At 47.8% G+C, this 25,184-nt stretch carries 20 protein-coding genes and 3 pseudogenes; 10 read left to right on the top strand and 13 right to left on the bottom strand.

The window, feature by feature from the left end:
- Window positions 1-34: 34 nt before the first annotated feature.
- Window positions 35-931, bottom strand: a complete 897-nt coding sequence (locus GMA8713_RS08400) for a LysR family transcriptional regulator (protein WP_062707895.1) — start codon at window positions 929-931, stop codon at window positions 35-37.
- 638 nt (window positions 932-1,569) lie between these two features.
- On the opposite strand from GMA8713_RS08400, the gene chrA reads away from it, so the two are divergent.
- Window positions 1,570-2,718: a chromate efflux transporter gene (gene chrA / locus GMA8713_RS08395; RefSeq protein ID WP_062707892.1), complete on the top strand. Its 1,149-nt coding sequence runs from the start codon at window positions 1,570-1,572 to the stop codon at window positions 2,716-2,718.
- Between the two features lie 230 nt (window positions 2,719-2,948).
- On the opposite strand, the gene GMA8713_RS08390 is transcribed toward chrA, so the two are convergent.
- The 7 genes from GMA8713_RS08390 to GMA8713_RS08360 form a co-directional block, all read right to left on the bottom strand.
- On the bottom strand, window positions 2,949-3,977 hold the full coding sequence (locus GMA8713_RS08390) for a Gfo/Idh/MocA family oxidoreductase (protein ID WP_062707890.1): 1,029 nt from the start codon (window positions 3,975-3,977) through the stop codon (window positions 2,949-2,951).
- 371 nt (window positions 3,978-4,348) lie between these two features.
- A complete protein-coding gene (locus GMA8713_RS08385; protein ID WP_062707887.1) occupies window positions 4,349-5,113 on the bottom strand; it encodes a heme ABC transporter ATP-binding protein in 765 nt (254 codons plus the stop codon).
- The gene (locus tag GMA8713_RS08380; protein ID WP_062707884.1) at window positions 5,113-6,156 is read right to left on the bottom strand and encodes a FecCD family ABC transporter permease; all 1,044 of its coding nucleotides are present in this window, start codon (window positions 6,154-6,156) and stop codon (window positions 5,113-5,115) included. The genes GMA8713_RS08385 and GMA8713_RS08380 overlap by 1 nt, the downstream gene beginning before the upstream one ends.
- 9 nt (window positions 6,157-6,165) lie before the next feature.
- A complete protein-coding gene (locus tag GMA8713_RS08375) occupies window positions 6,166-7,020 on the bottom strand; it encodes a heme/hemin ABC transporter substrate-binding protein (RefSeq protein WP_062707881.1) in 855 nt (284 codons plus the stop codon).
- On the bottom strand, window positions 7,017-7,433 hold the full coding sequence (locus GMA8713_RS08370) for an ExbD/TolR family protein (RefSeq protein WP_062707878.1): 417 nt from the start codon (window positions 7,431-7,433) through the stop codon (window positions 7,017-7,019). Before GMA8713_RS08370 ends, GMA8713_RS08375 begins: the two co-directional genes overlap by 4 nt.
- Window positions 7,430-8,146, bottom strand: coding sequence for a MotA/TolQ/ExbB proton channel family protein (locus GMA8713_RS08365; RefSeq protein ID WP_002535873.1), 717 nt, complete (start codon window positions 8,144-8,146; stop codon window positions 7,430-7,432). The genes GMA8713_RS08370 and GMA8713_RS08365 overlap by 4 nt, the downstream gene beginning before the upstream one ends.
- A 2-nt stretch (window positions 8,147-8,148) precedes the next feature.
- Complete coding sequence (locus GMA8713_RS08360; RefSeq protein WP_232314392.1) at window positions 8,149-8,796, bottom strand: energy transducer TonB; 648 nt, start codon at window positions 8,794-8,796, stop codon at window positions 8,149-8,151.
- A gap of 285 nt (window positions 8,797-9,081) precedes the next feature.
- On the opposite strand from GMA8713_RS08360, the gene hutW reads away from it, so the two are divergent.
- The 5 genes from hutW to GMA8713_RS08335 all read left to right on the top strand — a co-directional run bounded on the left by hutW (window position 9,082) and on the right by GMA8713_RS08335 (window position 15,797).
- Window positions 9,082-10,473, top strand: a complete 1,392-nt coding sequence (gene hutW / locus GMA8713_RS08355; protein ID WP_062707872.1) for a heme anaerobic degradation radical SAM methyltransferase ChuW/HutW — start codon at window positions 9,082-9,084, stop codon at window positions 10,471-10,473.
- Window positions 10,474-10,486: 13 nt separating this feature from the next.
- Window positions 10,487-11,011: a heme utilization cystosolic carrier protein HutX gene (gene hutX, locus GMA8713_RS08350; protein WP_062707869.1), complete on the top strand. Its 525-nt coding sequence runs from the start codon at window positions 10,487-10,489 to the stop codon at window positions 11,009-11,011.
- Window positions 11,008-11,541 (top strand): heme utilization protein HutZ, encoded by a 534-nt coding sequence (hutZ, locus tag GMA8713_RS08345; protein ID WP_062707866.1) that lies wholly within the window; start codon window positions 11,008-11,010, stop codon window positions 11,539-11,541. The genes hutX and hutZ overlap by 4 nt, the downstream gene beginning before the upstream one ends.
- A 144-nt stretch (window positions 11,542-11,685) precedes the next feature.
- Window positions 11,686-13,878, top strand: a complete 2,193-nt coding sequence (locus GMA8713_RS08340) for a TonB-dependent hemoglobin/transferrin/lactoferrin family receptor (protein WP_062707864.1) — start codon at window positions 11,686-11,688, stop codon at window positions 13,876-13,878.
- A 119-nt stretch (window positions 13,879-13,997) separates the two neighbouring features.
- Complete coding sequence (locus GMA8713_RS08335; protein ID WP_062707861.1) at window positions 13,998-15,797, top strand: ABC transporter ATP-binding protein; 1,800 nt, start codon at window positions 13,998-14,000, stop codon at window positions 15,795-15,797.
- Window positions 15,798-15,864: 67 nt separating this feature from the next.
- Here the strand turns inward: GMA8713_RS08335 and GMA8713_RS08330 are convergent.
- Both GMA8713_RS08330 and GMA8713_RS08325 read right to left on the bottom strand, forming a co-directional pair.
- Window positions 15,865-16,785, bottom strand: a pseudogene (locus GMA8713_RS08330) (family 1 glycosylhydrolase); the annotation flags it as partial.
- A gap of 552 nt (window positions 16,786-17,337) precedes the next feature.
- Entirely contained in the window at window positions 17,338-17,967 is a 630-nt protein-coding gene (locus tag GMA8713_RS08325; RefSeq protein WP_062707858.1) for a recombinase family protein, read from the bottom strand.
- Window positions 17,968-18,273: 306 nt separating this feature from the next.
- Between GMA8713_RS08325 and GMA8713_RS08320 the strand changes: the two genes are divergently transcribed.
- Window positions 18,274-18,579, top strand: coding sequence for a hypothetical protein (locus GMA8713_RS08320; RefSeq protein ID WP_157515538.1), 306 nt, complete (start codon window positions 18,274-18,276; stop codon window positions 18,577-18,579).
- 699 nt (window positions 18,580-19,278) lie between these two features.
- Here GMA8713_RS08320 and GMA8713_RS08310 read toward each other — a convergent pair.
- Complete coding sequence (locus GMA8713_RS08310) at window positions 19,279-20,094, bottom strand: hypothetical protein (RefSeq protein ID WP_062707849.1); 816 nt, start codon at window positions 20,092-20,094, stop codon at window positions 19,279-19,281.
- Window positions 20,095-20,345: 251 nt separating this feature from the next.
- Here GMA8713_RS08310 and GMA8713_RS08305 point away from each other — a divergent pair, with 251 nt between their 5' ends.
- Window positions 20,346-23,258 carry a Tn3 family transposase gene (locus tag GMA8713_RS08305; RefSeq protein ID WP_062707843.1) on the top strand — a complete coding sequence of 971 codons (2,913 nt, stop codon included), beginning with the start codon at window positions 20,346-20,348 and terminating at the stop codon, window positions 23,256-23,258.
- Between the two features lie 56 nt (window positions 23,259-23,314).
- Here GMA8713_RS08305 and GMA8713_RS08300 read toward each other — a convergent pair.
- Window positions 23,315-23,797: pseudogene (locus GMA8713_RS08300) on the bottom strand (family 1 glycosylhydrolase); the annotation flags it as partial.
- Window positions 23,798-24,088: 291 nt separating this feature from the next.
- On the opposite strand from GMA8713_RS08300, the gene GMA8713_RS28415 reads away from it, so the two are divergent.
- Window positions 24,089-24,313, top strand: a complete 225-nt coding sequence (locus GMA8713_RS28415; RefSeq protein ID WP_084387683.1) for a GDCCVxC domain-containing (seleno)protein — start codon at window positions 24,089-24,091, stop codon at window positions 24,311-24,313.
- A 35-nt stretch (window positions 24,314-24,348) separates the two neighbouring features.
- Here GMA8713_RS28415 and GMA8713_RS28040 read toward each other — a convergent pair.
- A pseudogene (locus GMA8713_RS28040) lies at window positions 24,349-24,650 on the bottom strand (cupin domain-containing protein).
- A 233-nt stretch (window positions 24,651-24,883) separates the two neighbouring features.
- Here GMA8713_RS28040 and GMA8713_RS26625 point away from each other — a divergent pair.
- Window positions 24,884-25,105, top strand: a complete 222-nt coding sequence (locus GMA8713_RS26625; RefSeq protein ID WP_084387682.1) for a hypothetical protein — start codon at window positions 24,884-24,886, stop codon at window positions 25,103-25,105.
- Window positions 25,106-25,184 lie beyond the last annotated feature (79 nt).

Here is a 25,184-nt window from a genome sequence, read left to right as displayed (position 1 = left end):
GTGACATTGTCACATACCCTTTTTCTTTATCAGCTTAAATGACTCGAATATTTTCCGAAAGGAAGTCTACAAAGTGTCTGACCTTCGGTGCCAAATACTCTCTACGAGGGTATACGGCATAAACGGGCAGCTTCAATGTCGGCTTCCAATCCTTCATCAATACCGCCAATTCGCCATTCTCAATTTCACTATCCAATAGATAAGTAGCGATATAAGCGATGCCTACGCCTGATTTGGTCGCTTCCAAAACTGCTGGGGCGTTGTTAATACGGTAAGAGCCTCTGACAGTCACTGATTGTTCGCTACCATCTCGTTGAAATGGCCACTGATCGTAGGTGCGTTGAACACTTTGGTAAGTGATGCAATTGTGCTCGCGAAGGTCGGATGGGTGTTTGGGTGAACCGTTTGCCTCAATGTATGCTGCTGAGGCGACCAACTTAAACTGGCAGTCGCCCAGTTTTCTAGCGACCATTCCTTCTGGTGGTGCTTCATGAATCGCCAGCCAACAATCAAACCCATCTTCAACAAGGTTTGGACGGTGATCGAATAAATGTACTTCCAACTCGAGGGCAGGAAACTGTGCTTGAAATGTAGAAAGTAACTTTGTGATCTGGGCATTACCAAATGACTGAGCAACACCAACCTTTAATCTTCCAGAAACCTCATTTCTAAAACCAGCAACCATGGCTTCGGCATCTTGCATCGTCTCGACAATCTGACGTCCAAAAGCAGCATATTGTTCGCCTGCTTCGGTTAGAGCAACAGAGCGGGTATTTCTTTGCACCAATTGAACGCCCAATCGTTCTTCGAGATAGCGAATTTGCTTACTGACTTGAGACTTTGAAATCCCAAGGTACTCGGCAGCACGGGTGAAGTGCTGTTCATGCGCCACAGTCGCCAAGACCACCATTTGCTGAAGGTTATCTAACATATGGAATTTTCGTTAGTTATCGAGAGGAGGATAGCGTATCACATCTCTTTCAAATTAATTGAGTGACGTTGTCACAAAAAGTGAATCTCCTTTATTTAAATTTGATGTTAGTAGGTAACTGCCAACATTCCTTCAATGTGGAGATAGGAGGGGCATGAACAACATTTTTCTGCGCTGTTGTCATCAAAAATTCATTCAACCAAAAGGCTAGAAGAAACTGCGTAAGGGTTGTGTTCAATGATCCGCACTCTAGTGCTGAACCTGCCCAAATCAGATTCCAGATCGCGTTCTGAAAGGGATTTACGAAATGAGTTGATAGCCAAATTCTTGGTTCTGATTCTAATAAGACATTTTATAACAATGCCTTATGTTGTTTGTTTTCAAGTGGAAACAATATTAAGCCATGTAAGTGAGCACTAACATACATTTGTTGTAAACCTACAGATCGAGAGGATCTTTTGTCGTTATTTTGAATAGATCGTGAACATGACTAAATAGAGAATTAATCAAATCGATATGAAGGATTGATAAGAATTGTTTCTATTCATGGGGCATGAGATTTAAAATTGCGGGAGAAATTCAGGTATTTGATGTGAAACTCATCGATGGCCTGGTTCATTAAGGAGGTTTGTTTTCGGATGTTAGAAGTACTGTTTCGTTTCTTTGTGCTGGGATGCATGAGCTTTGGTGGTCCTGTCGCTCATATTGGCTATTTTCAAAGAGAGTTTGTTGAAAAACGTAAGTGGATTGAAGAAGAAAAGTTTTCGATGGCGTTAAGCCTATGTCAGTTCTTACCTGGGCCTGCAAGCAGTCAGCTCGGGATGTTTATTGGCTATCATCGTGCGGGCTACATTGGGGCAATTGCCGCTTTTATTGGCTTTACCTTCCCATCTTTTGCCTTATTAACGGCAGCAGCTATTTACAGCGCGAGCCTAGGGGAGTCTTCGGCGTTGGCTCTACTTATCTCTGCTGCAAAACTGTTGGCAGTCGTAGTTGTAGCTGATGCTATCTGGACGATGGCACGAAAGTTCATCAGTGACGCTGTCACATTTGTTGTTTGTGTGGCTTCTGCTGGTTGGATCCTTTGGCAGACTGGCCTTGTGGTTCAACTGATGCCAATACTTATCGCCGGTATTCTTGGTTGGTTGTTTATTCGTAAGCCAGATGTAGCGATTGAAGCCAAAGAGCCAACAGGTATTAAGCAAACGGCCATTCTTTTCGGGGTGTTTGCTGCGCTATTGGTACTTCCTGCTCTAAGTGCCGCACCGGTTATCAGCTTGTTTAATCACTTCTATCAAGCAGGCAGCTTTGTATTTGGTGGTGGTCACGTTGTGCTTCCACTGTTGCAACCTTTGATTGGCGACTCGGTTTCTAGTGATGCTTTGGTTGAAGGTTACGCAGCAGCACAGTTGGTTCCGGGTCCGATGTTTACCATTGCTAGCTACATTGGTGCTTCAATGGAAGGGGTCAATCCAATCCTGGGTAGTGCAGTAGCAACCATTGCAATATTCCTTCCTGGGGCATTGCTATTGTTTGCTGCCATTCCTGTTTGGCAGGCTGTGATGAACCATCACAAGTTTGCTGGTTCCGTTGTACTGATTAATGCGGCAGTTGTTGGTCTTCTAGTTGCAGCATTTTACCAACCAGTTTGGATGTCGGCCGTGCATGGTGTTTCTGACATTGTGGCAGTGATTGTTGGCTTTACGGTTCTGCGTAAGTTTAATTTGTCAGTATTCTGGCTGCTTGCAGGTATGCTGGTTTACGCTTTTGCTAAGAGCATGATGTAACACTAAATTGGTCACTCATCATTGAGCCCGCAAATGCGGGCTTTTTTGTTTTTACAGGAAAAATCCACCCATCTTAACGCACTATAACTACTTATCTTTGCGTATTATTGATAGTATAGGAATGACGTTACTTGATGAATTTTTGGGGTTTTCTTGGGCGGGGATGAAGACAGAATAGCTCTCGGCAAAGATATTAAAGCGCCGACGCTTTTCGGCGCTTTGGTAGAGCCCTAAAACTCCCAACGCTCAGTCTTGCCTGCCTCTGAGGCATGTTGGGCAAGTTCTAACGCGTATATACCTTTTACCGCGTCATACGCGTCGATTGGCGGTGTGGTGCCGTTCAAAATGGCGGATGCTAGGCTGGCAAAAAGCTCAGAATAGCAACCATGTTCCAATTCGATATCTTTCTCTGTTCCGTTGTCACCGATTTCAAGCTTGCCAATATGTTGCTGGCGGCCGAATTCTGAATTTGTTACCGTGACACCGTCACGCAATTGCTGTTCCTGAATATCCAAACCGAAGCATGAGAAAGTCGCTTTGTCTCCTTGAACGACAAAGCGAGAGCCTTTGCCTGAACGGTATGGGCTCGAATTCAAAACCACTTCTTTGTCAGCGTAATGCAGCGTCATCTTGAAGTAGTCAGTAGCTTGAGATTGTGGACGCATCGCTTTGCAATGAGCGGTGACTGCTAAGGGTGAGCCGAACAAGTGAAGCGCCTGGTCTACTAGATGAGAACCCAAGTCATAAAGAATGCCCGATCCTTCTCCTGCCTGTTCACGCCAGCGTTGACGAACTTCAGGACGAAAACGGTCGAAGTTCGATTCGAAAACACGAACCTGTCCTAGTTCATCAGATTCAATCAACGCTTTTACTGTTAGGAAATCCCCATCCCAGCGTCGATTCTGGTAAGGACAAAGAACTTTACCGCGAGCATTGGCGATTTTGATTAGCTCCAAGCCTTGTCCGCTGTTTACCACGAAAGGTTTTTCGAGCAATACGTGGCAATCCGCTTCCAGTGATTGTTTGGCAAGATCGAAGTGCGTGTGGTTTGGTGTGGTGATAATGACCAAATCCAACTCTGCATCACGAAGCATTTCTTCAATGTTTGAGTAGTACGCCGCGGAGGGGAGCTTCTCTGCCACTAAATCATGATTTGAAGAAACAACCGCGACAGGTTCGAAATCTGGATGAATAGAGAGAAAAGGAAGGTGGAAAGTCTGGGCAGCAAAGCCAAATCCTACGATGCCAGTACGAATCATTTGTCGTTCCTTGTTTTGTGTTCGTTTAGCGTTTTAATTTTTCCAGGGGCTGTTGACCTTTGGTGGTGAAATTTTGTTCTAGCCATAAGCGTTTTAGGCGCGGCGAGGTGTGTGTAGCCTAGTCATTCTAAGCAAATACACCTCAACAAAGCATAAAACGCTTAGGGCAGAACCCTTCGGGCAGCGTTTGTGGGGAATTTCTGCTGCGTTATCGGCTTCTCATGTAGGCTACTACACATCGACGCCTCTGCCTTGCATAAAATCTCCACAAACTGCTGCAAAAATCATCACCAAAGGTCAACAGCCCCTAGTATACGTGAGCAGATATAAAAAAGCCCTCATCAGAGGGCCACTTACGGAGTTTGCGAAACTTAAGCCAGTACAACAGGGTAATCACCCTTTGGATGAGGCATAACCGAAACGGGCCAGCCGTAAACTTCCTCGATTATTTCAGGCGTCAGCACATCTGTTGGGATGCCATCTGCCGCTATTTTCCCTCTATTTAATATTAAGATACGGTCTGCATACTGTGCAGCGAGGTTGAGATCATGGATCACGGCGATCACGGCTGATCCGGCTTGTGCCATCTCTTTCGCCAAGCTTAAAGTCTTATGTTGGTGGCCAATATCCAGCGCACTCGTTGGTTCATCCAGCATCAATATGGTGTCTCTTGGAGATTTTGCTATTTGTGTTAGCACGCGGGCGAGGTGTACGCGCTGCTTCTCGCCCCCGGAAAGGCTTGGGTAAAGCCTGTTTGCAAGATGAAGTACATCGGTCTTTGCCATATTCTCAGATGCGATCTCAGCGAGTTCGGCTTGGGATACACTCAACGCCAGCCCACCAAGTTCAACCACTTCCCGAGCGGTGAAGGCAAATGTCAGGCTACTGGACTGTGGGAGTATCCCCATTGATGTGGCGAGGTGTTCAGGTTTCCAATCTTTCGCGAATTTTCCATAGAAGCGAAGTTCGCCATTAAATGGCCATTCGCGGCTAATCAGTTTAAGCAGGCTACTTTTACCGGTTCCGTTTGGTCCAAGAATAATAGTTAGTTCACCCAATTTGAAAGACGTGCTGAAGTTATCCAGTAGAACCTTGTTACCCAGCGTGAGCGACGCATGTCGAATATCAATACCCATTATGCCAAACGACCTTTTTGTTTAAGCAGCAATGCCAGGAAGAAAGGCGCCCCTAGAGACGCTGTGATAATGCCTACCGGGATTTCAAGTGGTGCAACAATAGTGCGAGCGATCATGTCGGATGCTAGCAGCACCAAACCACCTAAAATCGCTGAAACCGGAATGAGGGTACGGTGATTTGGGCCTGTCAGCATGCGTCCGATATGGGGAACAACAAGGCCAATAAAACCAATCATGCCGGAAAGGGCAACTGTCACGCCGACGCCTGCAGCTGTGAGAAGGATCAGATTACGCTTGAGCGATTGGACGTTAATGCCGAGATGACGGGCTTCAGCCTCACCAAGAAGTAGGGCGTTTAAAGGTTTTGCGTAACGTTGGAACAGGAAGCCCAATACGGCTAAAGAAACAAAAGCCAACGCAATCGCATCCCATGAAGCGCCTGCTAAAGAGCCCATCGTCCAAAGAGAAAGGTCGCGAAGCTCTTGGTCGTCAGCAAAATAGTTTAGAAGCCCCATGCCAGCACCTGCAATCGCGCCAAGTGCTACGCCAGCGAGTAACATAATGGTGACTGAAGTGCCATTACTACTGGTGCCCATGTAATAGATGGCAAAGGTCGTTAGCGCACCACCCAGAAAAGCAAATACCGGTACCGTACCCAGCACCAGAAATGCCGTATGGGTAATCACGCCACCAAATAGAACTATCGCAATGGCTGCTCCAAGAGAAGCACCGGCAGACACCCCGATAATACCGGGATCTGCCAGGGGGTTTCTGAAAAGCCCCTGCATGACTGTCCCGCACATCGCAAGAATACCGCCTAAAGCAATGGCCAGAAGAGTACGTGGTAAACGGACTTCCTGAATGATCACAGAGACATAGTCAGGAAGGTCCGATTGAACGGGAAGTAGTACTTTCAAACTGTCTGAGAAGCCTATATTCATCGGCCCCAAAGTAATTGAGCTCACGACAGTGATGTACAACAAGATCGAAGAAACGATCATCATCCACCGCGCTGAAACGCGGCGAGTCAGCAAATCATTCATGGAAATGTACTACTCACCAGCCACAATGCGTTTGTTAAGGTCGGTAGCGAGATCTAGGCTTGCCAACCCAAAGCCACCAAGAATTGCGTAGCCAGAAATAGGGATGATGTTGTCGTTCTTGAATGCGGGTGTTGCGCTTAACAAAGGCTGCTGTTTCACCATACCTTCAATACCGCCAACCTGCGAAAGGGTGCGTTCTGATACCAGAATGTATTCAGGCTGCATCTCTACGATCGACTCTGTAGACAGCGGCTTGTAGCTGGTGGTTTCTTTGGCTGCAGGGTTCATGCCGCCAGCCAGCTCGATCACTGTGTTCACCGTGGTTTCATCACCCGCGACGGTCAGTGGGTGGCCATCAGACATCATCATGAACATCACTGAAGGGCGTTTTTCAGGTGCAGAAGCGTTTAGCATTTCAATTTTCTTTGCTACATCCGCTTTAATCTCAGCGCCTTTGACTTCGGTGCCAGTAATCGACGCGACTGAATCCACGCGCTGATTAAAGTCTTCAATGGATGTCCCTGTTGGCAGCTTTTGAACATCGACTTTTGCCGATTTCAATAGGTTCAACGTGCTTTCCGGCCCCATCTCTGGCGAGCCCACGAGATGGGTAGGGCTTAGTGCTAATAGGCCTTCGGCTGATAACTGGCGGTGATAGCCCAATACGGGAATCTCTCTGCCATCAAGGTAATGGCGGCTGGTTAAATCTACTGCAACCACTTCTTTTTCTGCGCCTAGTGCAAACAAAAGTTCAGTGACGGTTGAGCCAGCGCTGATGATCCTTGCACCCTGGGCGAACGCCGATGAAGTAAATAAGCCAGTAAAAAGCAGCGCAGCTGCGCCAAGTTTGAAATTCTTTTTCATTGTTCTTCCATCACAATATTGGTGGCGTTGATATTGTTGTTTTGCATGAAGGCGAGGACTTTAAGCATGCTTTCCACATTGGCTTGTTTGTCCGCAGCGATCACCACCGGTTTATCAGGGGCTTGCTTAATGGCTTCCAGAAGCTGTGTCGTAAAGGTTTCCCAGTCGTGAAGATGCTCACCTTGAAGCGCCCATGAAGGCTCGCCACTCAACACGTTGATGGCGATAACTTCACGGTTTGGAGATTCCAGAACTTCTGAATCATTGGTTTGGGGAATCGCGATATCCATGGTTTTAAACTGGATGTTTGCCGTAAGCAGCAAAAACACCATCACGATAAAAATAATGTCCAGCAACGGCGTGAGATCCGGCGTGAATGATGTTGATTCACTTTCAGGTTGAGAGCGGATCATGCGGCGCTTTCCCTCGGTGACTCTGAGCTTGAACCAGCGCAAGGCTTGCAATGCTTCGGACAGTCCGCGCTTTCATCGAATGACACACCGGCGAGATGCAAATTGAAGTGGTTCAGCACGTATTCAATTTTTGCCAGTGTGCGATCTGCCCACAGCGCAAAAACTTGTGATGAAGCAATAGCTGGTAGGGCAATCAGCAAACCCGCTGCCGTTGTAGACATCGCCAATCCCAAGCCATCGGCCAATTCTGCAGGTGAAATACCACCTTGTGTGGCTGAAAGTCCTTTAAACATTTCAATCAGGCCTACAACGGTTCCCAGCAGACCAATCAAAGGACTCAGCACGCCAATAATGTTCAGCAATTTGAGACCAGCAGTGAATTGACGGCGTTTCTTTTGCAGCCAGATAGAAACAGCTTCTTCACGCAAAGATTTAGTGAAATGACGATGATTGATCAGCATGCAGATCCCTTGGGATAGGGTGCTTTTATCCTGCTGATGACGTTCTACATACGTTTCTAGCTGTTTGTCATTGGTCAGCGAAAGTGAGTAGATCTCTTTTTGCAAAGGTTTGCTGCCCGTTTTGGTATTCATAACAACGAAAACGATGCGCTCAAAAATGAGCATCAACATGAGTGCGGAAAGCAGTGTCAAAGGCCAGGTCATGATGCCCAGTTGAGCGTGGATTGACGTGAAAAATTGTAAGTCGAACATGATTAATCCAAATTAAAACGAACAGGAATTCTTACTCTGTGCGCCAGGGCGACACCATTTTCTTCGTGGCCGTTGAAGCGCCACTTTTTCACTGCATCCATTGCAGCGCCATCAAGCAATTCAAACCCGGAACTTTTTAGTAGGGAGCGATGGGTTTGATGGCCTTCTTCGTCCAGCCAGACTTCTATAAGCACTGTGCCCTCCATCCCTTTACGTTTTGCCATTCTCGGGTACTTAGGTTGGGAAGGGCGGACTTTAAATGTGGGCCTTTCGACCAACATAGGAGAAGATGATTTTGCCTGAGTAATCTGGTTTTCTTCGCTTATCTCCTCAGCAGTCTCTTCCGTTTTTTCCTCTGGTTTTTCTATTGGTTTTTTCGGCGGAAGAGGCTTTGTTTTCTCTTCTTTGCTTTCCTTATTCGTCACCTTCTCAAGTGGCTTTTTCCTGGTTTCTTTTGGCGGGCTGACCTCTGGTTTCACCTTTTTCTGAGGTTGGACTTCTGCCTTTTTTGGTGGCTCCTTTTTTACTGAAGGAGATTTAACCGGTTTAGGTTCTGGCTTTGTCGTTTCTTGCTGTGGTGGGTCTTCAACAGGAGTAGGTTCTGGTTCTTTTGGTATCTGTTTCGTCGACGCAATGAGCTGGATAGCCACACGGTTACCCGTATTGGCATCGTTAATTGTGAATTGAGGCGAGGGCGGTTGAGCCCAAATCGCCAAACTGTGCAGTGCAACTGAAACGACACCACAAACTACGTACCGTCGAGTGTTCACACGTACTCCTGAAGAACTGATTTTAATAAGTGATTAGGTGCATTATGCATGAAATGCTAATGAGATCAATTATCAGTTGCATTATTATCTTTTATGAATATGATTGAAATCACTAGGAAACAGCTCGCAGTTTGACGCTGTTAATGTTAAAGGTTGCAAAATGAGATGAATGTTGATCTTCACAATCCGGAATTGGTCGGGCTAAGAACACCTGATCCACTTCGTTTTGCTTTTCAACGCAAGAAGAGTGCGCATGCCGGTGGCATGATGCGTTCAGTTAATTCTGAAGATATCCAAACCACGCTTGAAAAAGCACATGCAATCCCAGCGTCATCGGCGCATGCACCACGCTGTCTGTACATTCACATTCCGTTTTGTCGCGTGCGTTGTACCTACTGCAACTTCTTCCAATACGCATCCAGCAAGTCATTAATTGAAAGCTACGTTGAAGCACTGCGCGCAGAAATTCGATGGAAAGCCTCGCAAGTCTGGAGTCAGTCAGCGCCGTTCCAAGCGGTATACATTGGCGGAGGAACCCCAACCGATCTTAGTGGCGAACAAATCCGAATGATCGTCTCTGATATCCGCAGCCAATTTCCGCTGACACCGGACTGCGAAATCACACTAGAAGGTCGTATCAACCGTTTTGGATTGGACAAATTTGAAGCGGCACTGGAAGGGGGCGTTAACCGATTCTCATTCGGCGTTCAAAGCTTCAACACTCAGGTTCGTCGAAGTGCGAAGCGCCTTGATGACCGGGAAGTGGTGTTGGACAAAATCCAGCAATTGGTCAAATACAATGCGGCTCCTATCGTTCTGGATTTACTTTATGGTTTGCCTCACCAAACTCTGGATATCTGGCAGCAGGACTTGAATGACTATCTCGAGTCCGGTGCTCATGGTGTCGACCTGTATCAGCTTATCGAAATGCAGGGCTTGCCAATGGCAAAGTTGGTTGAGCAGGGCAAATTGCCGTATCCGGCAGATACACAAATGAAGGCCAGTATGTTTGAGATGGGCGTGAACTTCATGGCGAAGCACCATCAGAAACGTCTCAGTGTTAACCATTGGTCTTCAGACAACCGCGAACGCAGTATTTACAACTCGTTAGCGAAAACGACTGCAGAGATCATGCCTTTAGGGGCCGGGGCTGGTGGCAATGTCAATGGCTGCCAGATGATGCAAACCCGCGATATGGATACCTACATCTCAGCGATTAATGAGATGCATTACCCTGTCACCATGATGACACTGGCACCTGCCAATAGAGGTGTGTCTGCTGAAGTGAAAAGCGGATTTGATGCGGGTGTGCTGGCTCAACACAAGTTGGATTCAGTGGCTGGGCAAGGCTCGTTTGAAGCGCTGTCTCCCTTGTTCGAAGCGTGGCAGGAAAACGGGCTGGTCTATCTTGAAAAGAATGAAAATGGCAGAAGTTATCTCACGTTGACTCTCGCCGGACAGTTCTGGGCGGTCACACTGGCCCAAAACCTGATTGAAGTATTACAAAACCAAACAGCGCAGAAAGTGCAAAGAAAAGCGGCAAATGTCGCAGCTTAGGAGTAGTTAAACGATGCAACAAGCGATCATCGTGACGGAAGAAACCAAACAGCGCGTGGCTGAATATCTGGCCCAGGATGAGCACACACCAGTATCAAACATGGTGGACTCACTGAAACTGACGGAAGGTGAAATTACGCTGGCACTCCCGGAAAGTATGATTTCCCACGCGAAGGGTGAACTTGCGCAGACCATTCTGGAAGCAATGCCAGCATGGGGTAAGGTCACCACCATCGTACATTCCGGCGGTTCTGTCTTTGAATTTAAAGCGCCATTTCCGAAAGGAAAAGTTGCACACGGTTACTACAACCTGATGGGGCGCGAAGGCCAGTTACATGGTCATCTTCGTCTAGATTTGGTCTCTGACATTGCGTTTGTCAGCAAGCCATTCCGCGGTACCGAGAGCCACTACATTGGTTTCTTCGACAACACTGGTCACTGTGTATTTAAGATTTACCTTGGCCGTGACAAAAAGCGTCAGCTATTCCCAGAACAAATTGAACTGTTTAACGCCATGAAGCAGGAGTTGGCAAAATGAGTGACAAAGCAGAACGTCTACAAAACCGTCTAGGCCCAGAAATTCAGGAGTTTCGTGATTCTCGCAACACGCTTCAATTGGGCACTGTAGACAAAGAAGGTAAACCACATACCAGCTATGCGCCTTTCGCTTTCTCTGAAATGGGTTACTACATTCTGGTTTCAGATCTTGCTACTCATGGTCAAAACCTCAAGCACCGCAAAGCCGTCTCTATCATGATGATCGAAGACGAAAGCGAGGCGCGCTCGATCTTTGCGCGTCGCCGACTGTCATTTGACACCAATGCTGAATTGATTGAGCGTGATTCAGAGCACTGGACCACAGCAATTCAAGTGATGCGCGATCGTCTGGGCGAGATGATCGACAACCTCAGCCAACTCGGCGATTTCAATCTCTACCGTTTGAATCCAGTCATCGGCCGTTACGTGAAAGGCTTCGGTCAGGCATTTGATGTGTCGGGCGAAGACATGCTTTCCGTGATCCACCTGAATGAAGGTCACGTGAAGAAGATGAAAGAAAAGAACGCTTAATCTCTTTTATCAGGCCCTTATTCTGAGGGCCTGATCTGATTTATCCCATAACGATAAAAATCGCACGGAAACCAGTGTGAGTAGGTTTCTTTTGCCTGAAGAAAACTGATTGGGATTTCTCAGGCGCTTTAAAGAGTGGAAATTATGACTATCAAGAAAAACAAGCTGGCGATTTTGGTCGGCCTTCTCTGCGCGGGCAGTGCTTCAGCCCAAGACGTTTATACCTTTGACGAAGTGGTTGTCTCTGCGACCCGAAGTGAGCAAAACATCAGTGATGTAGCCGCTTCTGTTGACGTAGTGAACAGCGAAACAATCGAAGAGAACCTTGCTCAGGACCTCGAGCAGGCGATTGCGAATGAGCCGGGCGTGTCGATGCCGGGCACGGGTCGTTTCGGTAACTCAGGCTTTAATATTCGTGGTTTGAGCGATAACTACGTAAAAACCATGGTGGATGGTGTTGAACAACCTTCATCTTTCAACCCTGGCGCAGATGTGATGCGCAAATACAACAACACTGTTGAGACCGACACCTTGCAGCGTGTAGAGATAAGCAAAGGTCCTGCCTCCAGCCTATACGGCAGTGATGCACTGGCCGGTGCTGTGATCATCCGCACCAAGAACCCGGGCGATCTTCTGGTCGCTGAGGGTGATGACACCTATGCCAGCGTTAAAGGCGGTTACTACAGTGCTGATGAGAGCTACAAAGCGACTGCAACTCTGGCAAACCGTACTGGCGATCTGGAAACCTTGCTGATTTTCACACATCGCGATGGTCACGAAACAACGACCCACGGCAGTGGTGCTGATATTGAAGGCCGCGAACGTGGACAGGCTGACCCATTTGATATCAACTCAGACAACCTTTTGCTGAAAGCTTTCTATCAGTTGAATGATGCGCATCGAATAGGCCTGACCGGTGAGATTTATAACCGAGAAGCAGATGGGCTGGTGCTGTCTAACGAAGGCTATGAAATCATGCCAGGCTTCGTATATACGCGTAACAGCGCCAGTGATGAAGACAAGCGCAAGCGCGTAACCTTCGAGCATGAATGGCAAGCGAACAACGTCGCGTTCGACCACCTGAAGTGGCAAGTGACCGCGTTGGAAAGTGAAAGTAATCACAACACCTTTGACGAAACGCCACAGCCGCCAACGTCATTTGGTCATGGATACCGTCAGCGCATGCGTAACGGTGTAGATAAGAGCGCCCAGTTTGATGCTCAGTTCGACAAGGCTATTGAACTTGAGAACAGTTTCCACGAAATCAGCTATGGCATGAATTACATCACTAACGAGTTTGATCTGGATTACCGCGATTATTACCTAGAGGGCTACAAAGCGGGTACGTCAGTAGATAAAACCGGTGAAGTGCCAAACGCAGAGTCAGTGAAATGGGGCATCTTTGTACAGGATCAAGCTTTCTTCCTGGAAGAACGACTGGTAGTGAATGCGGGTCTTCGCTATGACAAGTTTACCGCAGAGCCAAAACAAGCTTCCGAAGATAATCCAAAGTCCAAAAGTGATGCGTTAACGGCGAAACTGGGTGCGGTTTATCACTGGACCGAAAGCCTGAGCAGCTTCGGTAACGTCAGCCAGGGTTACAAAGCGCCAACGCTTCAGGATTTGTACTACTTCTACGAAACTGACGCTGCTAGGGGAGCTGTGTTCGAGGCAAACCCTAACCTGAAGCCGGAAGAGAGCATTGGTTATGAAACTGGTCTGCGCTTCACTCAGGACTTCGGTCGCATTGAGTTCTCTGTCTATTACAACGACTACAAGAACTTTATCGAAACGCACAAATTGGCAGATGACAACGGTCAGGGTAAAGAGCTTTGGACCAAAGAGAACATCAGCAAAGCTGAAATCTATGGTGCTGAGCTGAAAACACATCTTGCATTGGATGTTCTGTTTGGCGCCCCGACAGGTCTTTACAGTGATATGAGCGTGGCTTACACCCAAGGTGAAGACAAAGAAAACGGGGAAGCACTGGATACAGTTTCGCCGCTTACAGGCTACTTAGCGCTGGGCTATGCCGACGTTGAAAACACTTACGGTGGTAAGTTGTCAGTGAAAGCTGTTGCGGGTAAATCCGGTTCTGATTGGAGTAACGCTAACGGGACTGAAAACGTGAATGCACCAGGTTACGCTGTAACAGATGTGACAGCATTCTACCGACCGATGACCGATCTGACGCTGCGTGCCGGTCTGTTTAACGCTTTCGATAAGAAATATTGGGACTACAACGACCTGATTGGTGCGGAATCAACTACTGACGGACTTGATCGTCGCACGCAACCAGGACGTAACTGGGGTATAGAAGCCGAATACGTGTTCTAACCGCAGATTAACCCCTGACGATAAACACCCCGGATTTCTCTGGGGTGTTTTCGGTTGCGGCTAGGGTATAGACTCAACATTAGAAAAATTAAAAAATGACAAAGAATTCTGGAGATACAGTGACTAGCAGTACGCTAACAACCATTTCGACACGTTGGTTGATTGAGCAGGCGAAAAAGCACAAGAAACGCCTGATTACCGCCAACCTTATCGCTATCTGTGCGACGCTCATCAGCGTGCCAATTCCTCTGTTTATGCCGCTAATGGTCGACGAGGTGCTGCTAAACAAACCGGCCGGTGGGGTGAATTTCTTCAATCAGATTTTGCCTGAGTCACTGCAGCAACCAGCCAGTTATATCGTCATGGTGCTGATACTGGTGATTGTGATGCGGATTGTCAGCCAGGCGCTGAATATCTGGCAAAGTCGTCAGTTTACGCTGGTTTCCAAGTCCATGACTTGCAATATCCGCCAGCAACTCCTCGATAAGCTTGGCCGCATCAGCATGAAAGAATACGAAGAGCGTGGCAGCGGCGGAGTGAGTTCTCATCTGGTGACGGACATCGAGACTATCGACTCTTTCCTCGGCAACAGTTTAAGCCGTTTTGTAGTGGGTGTTCTGACGGTCTTTGGCACGGCAATTATCCTACTATGGCTCGACTGGGCGCTTGGCTTGTTCATTTTGCTGGTTAACCCGTTAGTCATTTACCTCTCCCGCAAGATGGGCCAACGCGTTAAGCATCTGAAGAAGGCAGAAAACCAATCTTTTGAGCGATTCCAGCAACGTCTGGTAGAAACGCTGGATGGCATCTATCAGCTCCGTGCTGCTAACCGTGAACGTGCCTACCTTGATGTTCTTAAGACAGATGCCGAAGCGATTCGCCACGATGCCGATAAGTACGCTTGGCAGTCAGAAGCGGCGGGGCGTGTTTCCTTCCTGATGTTCCTGATCGGTTTTGAGCTGTTCCGTGCGGCGGCGATGCTGATGGTACTGTTCAGCGACCTGACTATTGGCCAGATCTTCGCGGTGTTTGGTTATCTTTGGTTTATGCTAAGCCCGATTCAAGAACTTTTGGGTATTCAATACGCCTGGTTCAGTGCTTCTGCAGCGATGAAACGCCTGAACGGTTTACTCGCTCTGGATGAAGAGCCACGTAACGCATCCGAGAAAGATCCGCTGGAAAGCAAAGACACCTTTGGCGTGGAATGTCGCGACCTGACCTTCAGTTACGACAGTGAGAAAACGGTGTTGAATGGTCTTTCTCTGAATATTCCTCAAGGCAAGCGCGTGGCGCTGGTTGGCGCATCAGGTGGCGGTAAATCCACACTGATTCAGCTGCTGCTGGGGCTTTATCGCAAATCTGACGGTGAAATCCTGATTGATGGCAAACCTGTCGAAGAGATTGGTTATGAAACCCTGCGCCAGCATACGGCCGTGGTCTTGCAACAACCGATGATCTTCAACGATACATTGCGTGAAAACCTGACATTAGGACGAACTGATTTCTCCGACGATAAGCTTTGGCAATCACTGGAAATTGCTCAGTTAAGTGATGTTGTCGATAAACTGGATAACGGCTTGGAATCCCAGCTGGGCCGGCAAGGCCTCAAGCTTTCTGGTGGGCAGCGTCAGCGCTTAGCCATTGCCCGTATGATCCTGACCAATCCTAAGTTGGTGATTTTGGACGAAGCGACCTCAGCGCTGGATACTGCAACAGAAGCAGCGTTGCATGAGGCGCTGAACAACTTCCTTCAAGGCCGAACCACACTGATTGTGGCGCACCGTTTGTCCGCAGTGAAACAAGCTGACCTGATTTATGTACTGGAAGATGGCAAGGTGGCACAAAGCGGTAACCACAGCGAACTGGTGCAGGAAGAGGGGGTTTATCAAACCCTGTATGGCAACCTCCAAGTCGGCTAATTACAAACAACGCCTTAAACGAAAGCCCTGCATCAGCAGGGCTTTTTACTTGCCGGAGCGGTACGGATTATTTCACTGTCAGCGAAGCGCCTTGGGTTTTAATCACGTCTTGATACCAGAAAAAGCTTTTCTTACGTTTTCGTTCGAGAGAGCCACTGAAATCGTCGTGTCGGTCGACATAAATAAAACCATAACGTTTACGCATTTCCGCGGTGGAATTCGCGACGAGATCAATCGGTCCCCACGTTGTGAATCCCATTAACTCCACACCGTCTAACATGGCTTCACCTGCCTGAACTAAATGGTCATTAAGGTAAGCAATGCGGTAGTCATCCTGAATCTCACCGTTTTCATCCAATTCATCGATTGCGCCTAGTCCATTTTCAACGATGAACAGAGGCTTCTGGTAACGGTCATAGAGGAAATTCAGCAGAATACGTAGGCCTTTCGGGTCGATGAGCCAACCCCATTGACTCTTCTCCAGATAAGGGTTTGGCACGCTGGCGACGATATTTCCGACTTCTTTTTGTTTAGGATCTGCACTCGCACAGCCGCTGGCGTAATAACTGAACGAGATAAAATCGACTGAAGCACTGGCGATCACGTTCAGATCGCCATCTTCCATTGCGATTTCGATACCATTTTCTCTGAAGTAACGAAGCATGTAGCCCGGGTATTTGCCGCGCGTCTGAACATCACCAAAGAACAGCCATTTGTTATTCTCATGCATGGCAGCGATGACGTCGTCTGGGTTGCAAGTAAATGGGTAATTGATAGCTCCCAACAGCATGTTACCGATCTTAGCGACTGGAATAATCTCATGGCAGAGCTTCACCGCTTTTGCATTAGCCACCAACTGATGGTGAATCGCCTGATAGATTTCCTGCTCGCTGGCATCTTCCTGAAGCCCAACGCCGGTAAAAGGCGCATGTAGCGACATATTGATTTCATTGAATGTCAGCCAGAGCTTAACTTTGTCCTTATAGGGGTCACGCGACGATTCGGAAAATATTGTACGCTAAGAGTATAAATGAGCTATTTATCAGTCACCTAGCAAAATGCAACTCCAGCCAGTCCAAGTTACGACCAGTGAATATGCTTTTCCCCGGCCCACTTTATCTGCGAATGGGCTCACTTTAGATGAGAATTAAATCGCAAAGATAATCCTTCGACCCACTTTAATTGAGAATTCAAAAAGAGAGGTTTGACGTACCCAACTCGGCAGATTTAGGCACTACTTTCACGTTGAATAGCGTGGACAACGCTTGGCTTGAACAAATTCACGGGTCAATGAATCTCATGTCCAACTAATGAGGCGTACACAACGATTGTCGACTACCTATAGTCATATTGGGTGTACGGCAATAGGTAGAAACACCGTTATTGTCTGCTGCAAGTCCTCGCTGCGCCATGCCGTACACTCCCTTTCCTTCGCTCTTTCAAAGGGTGAAATAAATACTATTAAAACAATGCATTAACCCCCTTAGCGTTGTTTTCTGTTCCGTTGGACTTCGCTCATGCAAGGTAATAATTCCGCATATTACTCTCGCTCCGATGGCGTTTTCTTTGATACCCGTATCACTGTTCTTTCCGATACACCGGCTAGTTTAGCGGTGTCAGCAATACTAAGCTGATTTGTCACTCTAAGTTGGTAGATTTTATCGTGAAGATCCTTATCTGGCTGGCGTCCCTTGTACTTCCCTTCATTTTTAGCCTTTGCAATCCCTTCACGCTGTCTGCGCCTTCGGTCCTGATAGTCCTTTCTAGCAATGGCGGCCAACATATCTAGCATCATATTGTTAATGGCCCTGAGCATAGATGAAGTGAATTCATCACTGAGGGGGGAAACGAGCGCGGCATGACTAGTCGGTAAATCCAGGCTGATCACTTTGAGATCTTTTTCGTGCAGCATCTTTTTCAATGTTGCCCAACCCGCTTCATCCAATCTTGAAAGCCTGTCGACTTGCTCGATTAAGATTGCGTCACCATACGTTGCATCTTCAAGTAACTGCATCAATTGCGGCCTTTTGAGTGAAGCCCCCGATTCGTTTTCAATATACCATCCAGCAATACGGTGCCCTTTTTCAGTCAGAAAGTTTATTAACCTGTTCTTGGCCCTTTTCGCGTCTTGCTCTTTCGTTGAAGCTCTCAAGTATCCAAAGATGTACATTCCGCTCCCTTAGTGACACATAAGTCATGATCTATATCATAGTGACAGATAGGTTATGACATTGCACGTTTTAGGGGAAATCTTAGCTATGACAACAGGGTGTACCTATATGGCAGAACATCATTGGCTGGTTAGTGACTATTAGGGTCAGTATGAGTTCAGCCTGGTCCAAATCAGAACCAGGCTAAAGTGACTGAGAATCAATTCTTGTATATGAACAATGGGACACTTATCTGGTTAGAATATCTTGTAAAGTCTGAATATCGGGATGAAGCACATTCAAAGAGCGACGAAATGGGAGTTAAGATGAAAATATTGAAGTTACTTTTATCAACATTTTTAGCGCTTCCATGTATCGCTTATGCCACATGTGAAGAAGGCGTCTCTAAACAAATTAGACAAAATGGTCATCTGACTGAGTCTGATCGAGCACGGTTATTGGATGATTGCACTAAATTTCAGAAATATAGAAACAACCTAGATAAATATGCTGATGGCGCATACATCCTCAATCCAGGTAGTTTTTCTTGCGAAAAAAGAGAGGATTATGTCAATGCATACAATTGGGTTGTAGAGCGAGGGGGGGAGGTACTCTCCGTCTTTACTCGATAAGTACAAATCCTGCCGTACAATTAAATTGCCTACCCTTGTTGCAGTGAGAACACCAAAAGACCCTTCTGATCCAGTTTTAGCGATTCTATACGCAAATGAATACAGTGTTTACTATTTACACTCGCAGTGGGTACATGCATCCGAATTAGTGCCGTACAAAGAATTAATGGGTAATAAGGTTAAGTGATTTTATGTTTAGTGATCGAGAGCATGAGATAAGAGCGATTGAGTTCCTTGATAGTGGCATGTCGGGCATAGATGCATTTCCCGAGTCGACTGGAATTAACAAAGCCGACCTCCTCCAGATGTATATGGATGCAAGGAATATAGTCAGAATGAATGTCGAGGACCTCTCATTGCGCAGAGCTGCAGAATCTGTTTGTTCAACTTGTATCGGGGTAGTCAGGTGCTCAGGTGTTCTAGGCGAGGAAAGTAAAAAATTAGTTATCAATCAAAAGACCTATGAGCCTGAAGCCTTCCAACAATACGAACATGCCATAGACCTATACCGAAAAATGCAGGAATACTCCTAATACATCTGAGCCCTTTTGAAAGCAACAACAGTCCGCTATTTCTCTGGATACTGAATAAGAAGCTCAGGGATTTCAGGAGGCATGTCGGCCTGTTGCTCCCGGGCAAGGGCATCGTGTTTTCTGGCCGCCAGTAACGCAGGGATATCCAGTTTCACCCCATGGGTGGTTAACCAGTGTTCAGCGCTTCGTGGGTCGAGCGGGTGGCGTAGAATCCCCAGCGGCCTTCCCCTAACAGACAGTATTCCTGTACCAGCCGGTGCTCATGAAAATGGTAGTAGTAGCCTTCGGTCGGAAACCCGAGCCGGGCCCCTAACTGTACTGCCGGTGTCACCGGAATGAAGGCATCGCGCACAGCCGCTTTGCCCGTGGGTTTGAGGGAGACGGGAGCGCGTCGGCTCACGCCCATTTCCGGTGCTGCAACCCTGGTGATAAGGCGTCTGGGATGACCGGTTGTGGCCCGGGCGATAAACGCTGTGCCCTGCTCGGAAGGCTGTTTGTCAAAGCTGCCGATTTCCGCTTCACCCTGTGTGCGGCCAAGCGCAAACTGACAGCCCACTTCCTGGTTGAGTGTGGCTTCGGAGCAGGCGACTTCAAAACGGTATTCATAGGCCAGTGCCGGTGCCCCGGAAGCGTCATCGACGACCGGCTCTGGCGAGTAGGGAGGCTCAGGCAAGGGAGGGTGTAACGAACCATTGCGGGATGCACCGCCACGCATCTTTGTGCGGGCCACAAAGGCTTTCTGGGCCTGGGGAGAAAGCTGGGAAGTGGCGGCAGGATTCACCGTCCAGGCCATGTCTCCCATACGCCCTTTCACCGCCTGAAGGGCCGGTACTGCCGGCGCATCGCTGAGCAACACCAGATGGCCGTCGTACAGTTGGGATTTGAAGCTGTCGAGGGTCATGCCCGTGGGCACCACTCGTTCCAGCTCCCGTGCATCCAGATGACGGAACCCGCCTTCCACTTTGCTGAATTCGTAGGTCATCAAATCCGTGACCTTGACTACCCGTAGACTCACTGCCTTCGTGTTCCTGCTTCCCTGTTATCTGAATACGCATGATGAAAGAGCGGGGTGTATTCGTCCAGACAAGTATGCAGGTTTTCAGTGAGTTATCCGGCAAATGAGACAGGATATCTTCTGTGTTCCGATTCAAATAGAGAGTGTCCCCGGAGGCATAGCGTATCACTTTACGCCCCCATCCCATACGGGCTCATTAACCGAAAAAGGACTTCATCTTGCCACGCAAAACCTTGTTTACCCCGTCAGAGCGCCAGCTGCTGCTCGCCTTCCCTGAAGAAAGACAATCTCTCATTCAATGCTATCTATTCAGTGATGCGGATTTGGCCCTGATTAACCAAAGGCGGGGAAAGCACAACCGATTGGGATTCGCCGTCCAGCTTTGCTATCTTCGCTACCCGGGTATTTCGTTGCCACCAGACGGCCAACCCCCGGCTTCCTTGCTCCGCTATGTCGGTGAACAGCTCCAGATATCGGTCAACTACTGGGCGAATTATGCGAAAAGAAAAACAACCCGACGTGAACACCTTCTGGAGTTGATGTCTTTTCTTGGTCTGACACCTTTTACCCGGGCACATTTCCGGCAGGCGGTTCATCATCTTCTACCCCTCTCGGTACAGACGGACACTGGCAGGGTGTTGGCCATCGCGCTGATGGACTACCTGCGTCAGTGCCATATCGTGATCCCCACCATTGACGTCATTGAAAGGATTTGTGCTGAGGCCGTTGCCCTTGGCACCCGGCGTATTTACCGCGCATTAACGGCGCGTCTGTCTTCCGGGCAGAAAGAGCAGTTAGACCGTTTGTTGCTACCGAAAGACCAACAAGGACAAACCTTTATCCATTGGCTTCGCCAGCCTCACGGAGTGCCCAATGCCAAACATATCTTGCTGCATATAGAGCGCATCGAGTACCTGCAAGGCCTTTCCCTTCCAGAAGGAATAGCGACATCTGTTCACCAAAGCAGACTGAAAAAGATGGCCAGGGAAGGGGGACAAATGACCCCACAGCACCTGAGAGACTTTGAGCCACTGAGACGCCATGCCACTCTGGTTGCTGTGGTCCTCGACACACGGGCCACCCTGATAGATGAGTTGATTGATATGCATGACAGGGTCATGGCCAGCAAGGAGAACATCGCGAAACGCAAGCATGCCGATCAGTTCCAGCGCTCTGGGAAAAACATCAATGATCAGCTCAAGGTACTGTCATGGGCAGGAAGGGTACTGCAAACCGCGAAAGCGTCAGGCCTCGACCCCTTCAAAGCCATTGATGAGGCAATGGGGTGGGACGTGTTTATCGGCAGTGTCGAACATGCAGAGCAACTCAGTCAGCCCGAGTTTGACCATCTGTCGTTGCTGATAGACGCCTATACCCAACTGCGTCGATATACGCCAGCACTATTGGAGACGCTTGAGTTAAGCGCAGCTCCGGCCAGAAGCACCTTACTCGCAGCGGTCAACCTGCTTAGACGCATGAACCGGACACAGGCCAGAAAACTGCCTGAAGACATCCCGACTGATTTTATCCGCAAACGCTGGGCCTCTTTGGTTTTCGGGCCGGATGGCGTCAATCGCCGGTACTACGAACTGTGTGTATTTTCAGAACTGCGTCATGCACTGAGAGCCGGTGATATCTGGGTTCAACACTCACGGCAATTTATGGACTTTGAGGCTTACCTGTTGCCCCAAGACACCTTTCAACGCCTTCGGGAGGATCATGCGCTGGGGTTATCGGTAGACACTGACGGCCAGCGGTTTCTTGAGAAGAAAAAAGCGCAACTCATTAACGCGTTAAAGCAAGTGGATCAGGACGCCGCCAACAACCGTCTTCCGGGCGCGCTGGTCACCTCTAGCGGCATGCGGATTTCTCCTCTGGTGAACAATGTACCGGACGAAGCAGAATCATTGATCCGTAAAGTCGCCGCCTTGATGCCGAAAGTTAAAATCACGGAGCTGCTGCTGGAAGTCGACAGTTGGACAGGCTTTACCCGTCACTTCACCCACCTGAAAGGAGGACAACCGGCACAGGACCGTATCATGCTGATGACAACACTGCTGGCAGATGGCATCAACCTGGGGCTGACGAAAATGGCGACCTCTTGTCCAGGAACGTCTTACGCCAAACTTTCCTGGCTTCAGGCATGGCACATACGTGATGAAACTTACAGTGGTGCATTAGCCGCATTGACCAACGCACAGCACCATCACCCGTTTTCCCGTTGGTGGGGAGATGGCACCACCTCTTCTTCGGATGGCCAGCGGTTTAAAGCCGGAGGGCGCGGGGAGTCAAAAGGCCATGTTAACGCGAAGTATGGCCGTGACCCGGGAAGCATGTTTTATACGCATATTTCAGATCACTATGCCCCTTTCCACACACGGATCATTAACTCGCCAGCCAGAGACGCCACCTACGTGTTAGATGGACTGCTCAACCATGAGTCAGAGCTGAATATTGAGGAGCACTATACCGATACAGCGGGATTTACAGACCATGTCTTTGCTCTGATGCCCATCCTTGGTTTCAAGTTTGCGCCCCGGATACGCGATCTTTCAGACAAGAGAATATATATCGCTGGTGCCAAGTCGGACTACCCGACGCTGGGAGGGCTTATCGGTGAAGAGATCAACTTTGACTACGTCGCTCTGCACTGGCAAGAGATCCTTCGGTTAGCCGCATCCATAGGCAAAGGAACAGTGACCGCTTCACTTATGCTAAGAAAGCTTGGCAGTTATCCGCGCCAAAATGGTCTTGCCCTTGCACTGAGAGAGCTGGGCCGAATAGAAAGGACATTATTCACGCTCGAATGGATGAAGGATATGGATCTCAGACGCAGGGTTCAGGCGGGACTCAACAAAGGTGAAGCCAAAAACGCTCTTTCCCGGGCGGTGTTCTTCAACAGACTGGGAGAGTTGAGAGACAGAAGCTTTGAAAATCAGCGGTACCGGGCCAGTGGACTCAACCTTATCGTTGCAGCCATTACGCTTTGGAATACTGAACTTACCATGAGGGCGGTAGAGATACTGAGAAAGAAGGGTGAAAAAATAGATGATAGCCTCTTGAGGCATCTGTCGCCATTAGGTTGGGAACACATTAATTTAACCGGGGATTACATTTGGCCAGATATCTGATAAATAGTCTATTTATGCTCTTAGCGTACAATATTTTCCGAATCGTCGCGTGACCCCTTATACCGTTCGAAAACGGTACTGACATACCGCTCAAAGAAGCCGATCAGTTGTCGGTCTGCCCAGCCTCCATAGTTTTCTACCAGAGCGTAAGGCATTTCATAATGTGAGAGCGTCACAAAAGGCTGGATATTGTGTGTAGCCAATTCATCGAAAATACGGTCGTAATAGGCGAGGCCAGCCTCGTTAGGTGATTCCTCATCACCGTTCGGGAAAATACGGGTCCAGGCAATGGAAAGACGCAGGCAGTTGAAGCCCATTTCATTGAACAGGGCAATGTCCTCTGGGTATCTGTTATAGAAATCTATGGCCACATCTTTAATACCCGGCGTGCGTTCTTGGCGGGTTTGGTGAGGGCTTAGAATCCCAGAGGGGAGCATGTCGGACGTCGAAAGGCCTTTGCCTTCGAGAGCATAAGATCCTTCAACCTGGTTGGCCGCAATTGCGCCACCCCATAGAAAATCTTTTGGAAATAACGTCATGTGAACCTCTGCTTTCACGGTTTCAACAATAGTGTGGACAGGCATCAGTATGGACAACTCTATGGGATGGAAAAAGAGAGTTTTTGAACCTAAAACGATTCCTCATTTGAATAACATGAATCCACAAATTGTCTGTTTTAAGTGTCATAAAATGGAAAGAGGAAGGCATTTATAGCTGGAATTGCATTTTTAATAGTTGAATCTAACGCAATTGGCGTCTGGTGCTGGCAAGTGTCTTCAAGGTGTTCCACGCTTATTGGTGTACACCTCAATAGAAGGGCGTTTTTTCCAATGAAAGTACTGCTGAAATCAAACATAACCTGCCCAAAATGCGAACACGTAAAGTCAGAACTCATGCCTATCGATACACCTCTACAGCATTATGAATGCGAGAGCTGTGGTGAGGTTTTGATAGCTCAAGAAGGTATGTGCTGTGTTTTCTGTGCCTATGGCGATGCGCCTTGCCCACAGGCTCAGGTTAAAGGTGTCAGCCGCTGCACCGATAAGCTCCACTGATTACTCTACGTGGCCAGCCGGATAAAAACAGCCAGTCAAACGGTATCTTCATCCGAATTTGTCCAGCTCACTTTGTGCTTAGTATGGGCGGGAATATCGAGATGATCCCTCGTTTTTAAAAACATCGACTTACCGCTTTCAAACGTCAGCTCAGCACTCTCTTGCAAAACAACCACCCATTCATTCTCGTCTTATCGTACCAACTGGTCTCAGGCGAAGTTTGGCCACGTGACACTATTCTCTTAATCCTGACAAACGGGTGTTTGATTAAATATTCAAAAACTTCATGATTTCTGGCGTTTGGTAAGGATTTAAACAGGTTTTCTTGTCTAAACATTTTTTCAATCTTTTTAATATCAAATTGTTGAATATAAAGCATAAAAATAGTCAAAGAGTACACATGAACATGCATATAAAATTCAACTGAGTACTTAATTCTTGGCAAAAATTCTTCAGGAAAAAGTCTATTTCCGTCTAATTACTCTATGTCTCAATAATGCATCACAAATTGGAAGTTATATGAAATTACACTCATTGCGAAGGAGCAAGGTTTTTGGCAAGGAGATAACGATGAGTGTACACACTTGGTATTGCGCTAATTGTAAAAAAGAAACTGGACATGAAGTACGTGAGCAAGCTCACCATGACCCAGCCATTCGCGCGCTGACCACGCCACCAATCAGTGGTAATTATAGAGACCACACTGAGTGTACTTGCACAGTATGCGGAACGGTAGATTGGGTTGATCCCGTCGATATCTTCCACTTAGATGTGCATGATTTCGGTGATTAAGTGGTCACAGGTTAAGGAGTAGAGTAGATTTGCTCCTTTAATTTTAACTATTTAATGCACTATAACTTTTCATAGCCCT

The sequence above is a fragment of the Grimontia marina genome (genome assembly GCF_900060185.1).
Lineage (GTDB): Bacteria > Pseudomonadota > Gammaproteobacteria > Enterobacterales > Vibrionaceae > Enterovibrio > Enterovibrio marinus.
The sequence above is the reverse complement of the archived record's forward strand: the minus strand, read 5'-3'. Positions and strand labels throughout refer to the sequence as shown.

What these genes read in the sequence shown, in the direction of transcription:
- GMA8713_RS08375 (WP_062707881.1), bottom strand. Translation starts at nt 7,020, where the DNA reads ATGAAAAAGAATTTCAAACTTGGCGCAGCTGCGCTGCTTTTTACTGGC.
- hutW (WP_062707872.1), top strand. Translation starts at nt 9,082, where the DNA reads ATGAATGTTGATCTTCACAATCCGGAATTGGTCGGGCTAAGAACACCT.
- hutZ (WP_062707866.1), top strand. Translation starts at nt 11,008, where the DNA reads ATGAGTGACAAAGCAGAACGTCTACAAAACCGTCTAGGCCCAGAAATT.
- GMA8713_RS08385 (WP_062707887.1), bottom strand. Translation starts at nt 5,113, where the DNA reads ATGGGTATTGATATTCGACATGCGTCGCTCACGCTGGGTAACAAGGTT.
- hutX (WP_062707869.1), top strand. Translation starts at nt 10,487, where the DNA reads ATGCAACAAGCGATCATCGTGACGGAAGAAACCAAACAGCGCGTGGCT.
- GMA8713_RS08320 (WP_157515538.1), top strand. Translation starts at nt 18,274, where the DNA reads ATGAAAATATTGAAGTTACTTTTATCAACATTTTTAGCGCTTCCATGT.
- GMA8713_RS08325 (WP_062707858.1), bottom strand. Translation starts at nt 17,967, where the DNA reads ATGTACATCTTTGGATACTTGAGAGCTTCAACGAAAGAGCAAGACGCG.
- GMA8713_RS08310 (WP_062707849.1), bottom strand. Translation starts at nt 20,094, where the DNA reads ATGACCTACGAATTCAGCAAAGTGGAAGGCGGGTTCCGTCATCTGGAT.
- GMA8713_RS08370 (WP_062707878.1), bottom strand. Translation starts at nt 7,433, where the DNA reads ATGATCCGCTCTCAACCTGAAAGTGAATCAACATCATTCACGCCGGAT.
- chrA (WP_062707892.1), top strand. Translation starts at nt 1,570, where the DNA reads ATGTTAGAAGTACTGTTTCGTTTCTTTGTGCTGGGATGCATGAGCTTT.
- GMA8713_RS28415 (WP_084387683.1), top strand. Translation starts at nt 24,089, where the DNA reads ATGAAAGTACTGCTGAAATCAAACATAACCTGCCCAAAATGCGAACAC.
- GMA8713_RS08400 (WP_062707895.1), bottom strand. Translation starts at nt 931, where the DNA reads ATGTTAGATAACCTTCAGCAAATGGTGGTCTTGGCGACTGTGGCGCAT.
- GMA8713_RS08390 (WP_062707890.1), bottom strand. Translation starts at nt 3,977, where the DNA reads ATGATTCGTACTGGCATCGTAGGATTTGGCTTTGCTGCCCAGACTTTC.
- GMA8713_RS08380 (WP_062707884.1), bottom strand. Translation starts at nt 6,156, where the DNA reads ATGAATGATTTGCTGACTCGCCGCGTTTCAGCGCGGTGGATGATGATC.
- GMA8713_RS08340 (WP_062707864.1), top strand. Translation starts at nt 11,686, where the DNA reads ATGACTATCAAGAAAAACAAGCTGGCGATTTTGGTCGGCCTTCTCTGC.
- GMA8713_RS26625 (WP_084387682.1), top strand. Translation starts at nt 24,884, where the DNA reads ATGAGTGTACACACTTGGTATTGCGCTAATTGTAAAAAAGAAACTGGA.
- GMA8713_RS08365 (WP_002535873.1), bottom strand. Translation starts at nt 8,146, where the DNA reads ATGTTCGACTTACAATTTTTCACGTCAATCCACGCTCAACTGGGCATC.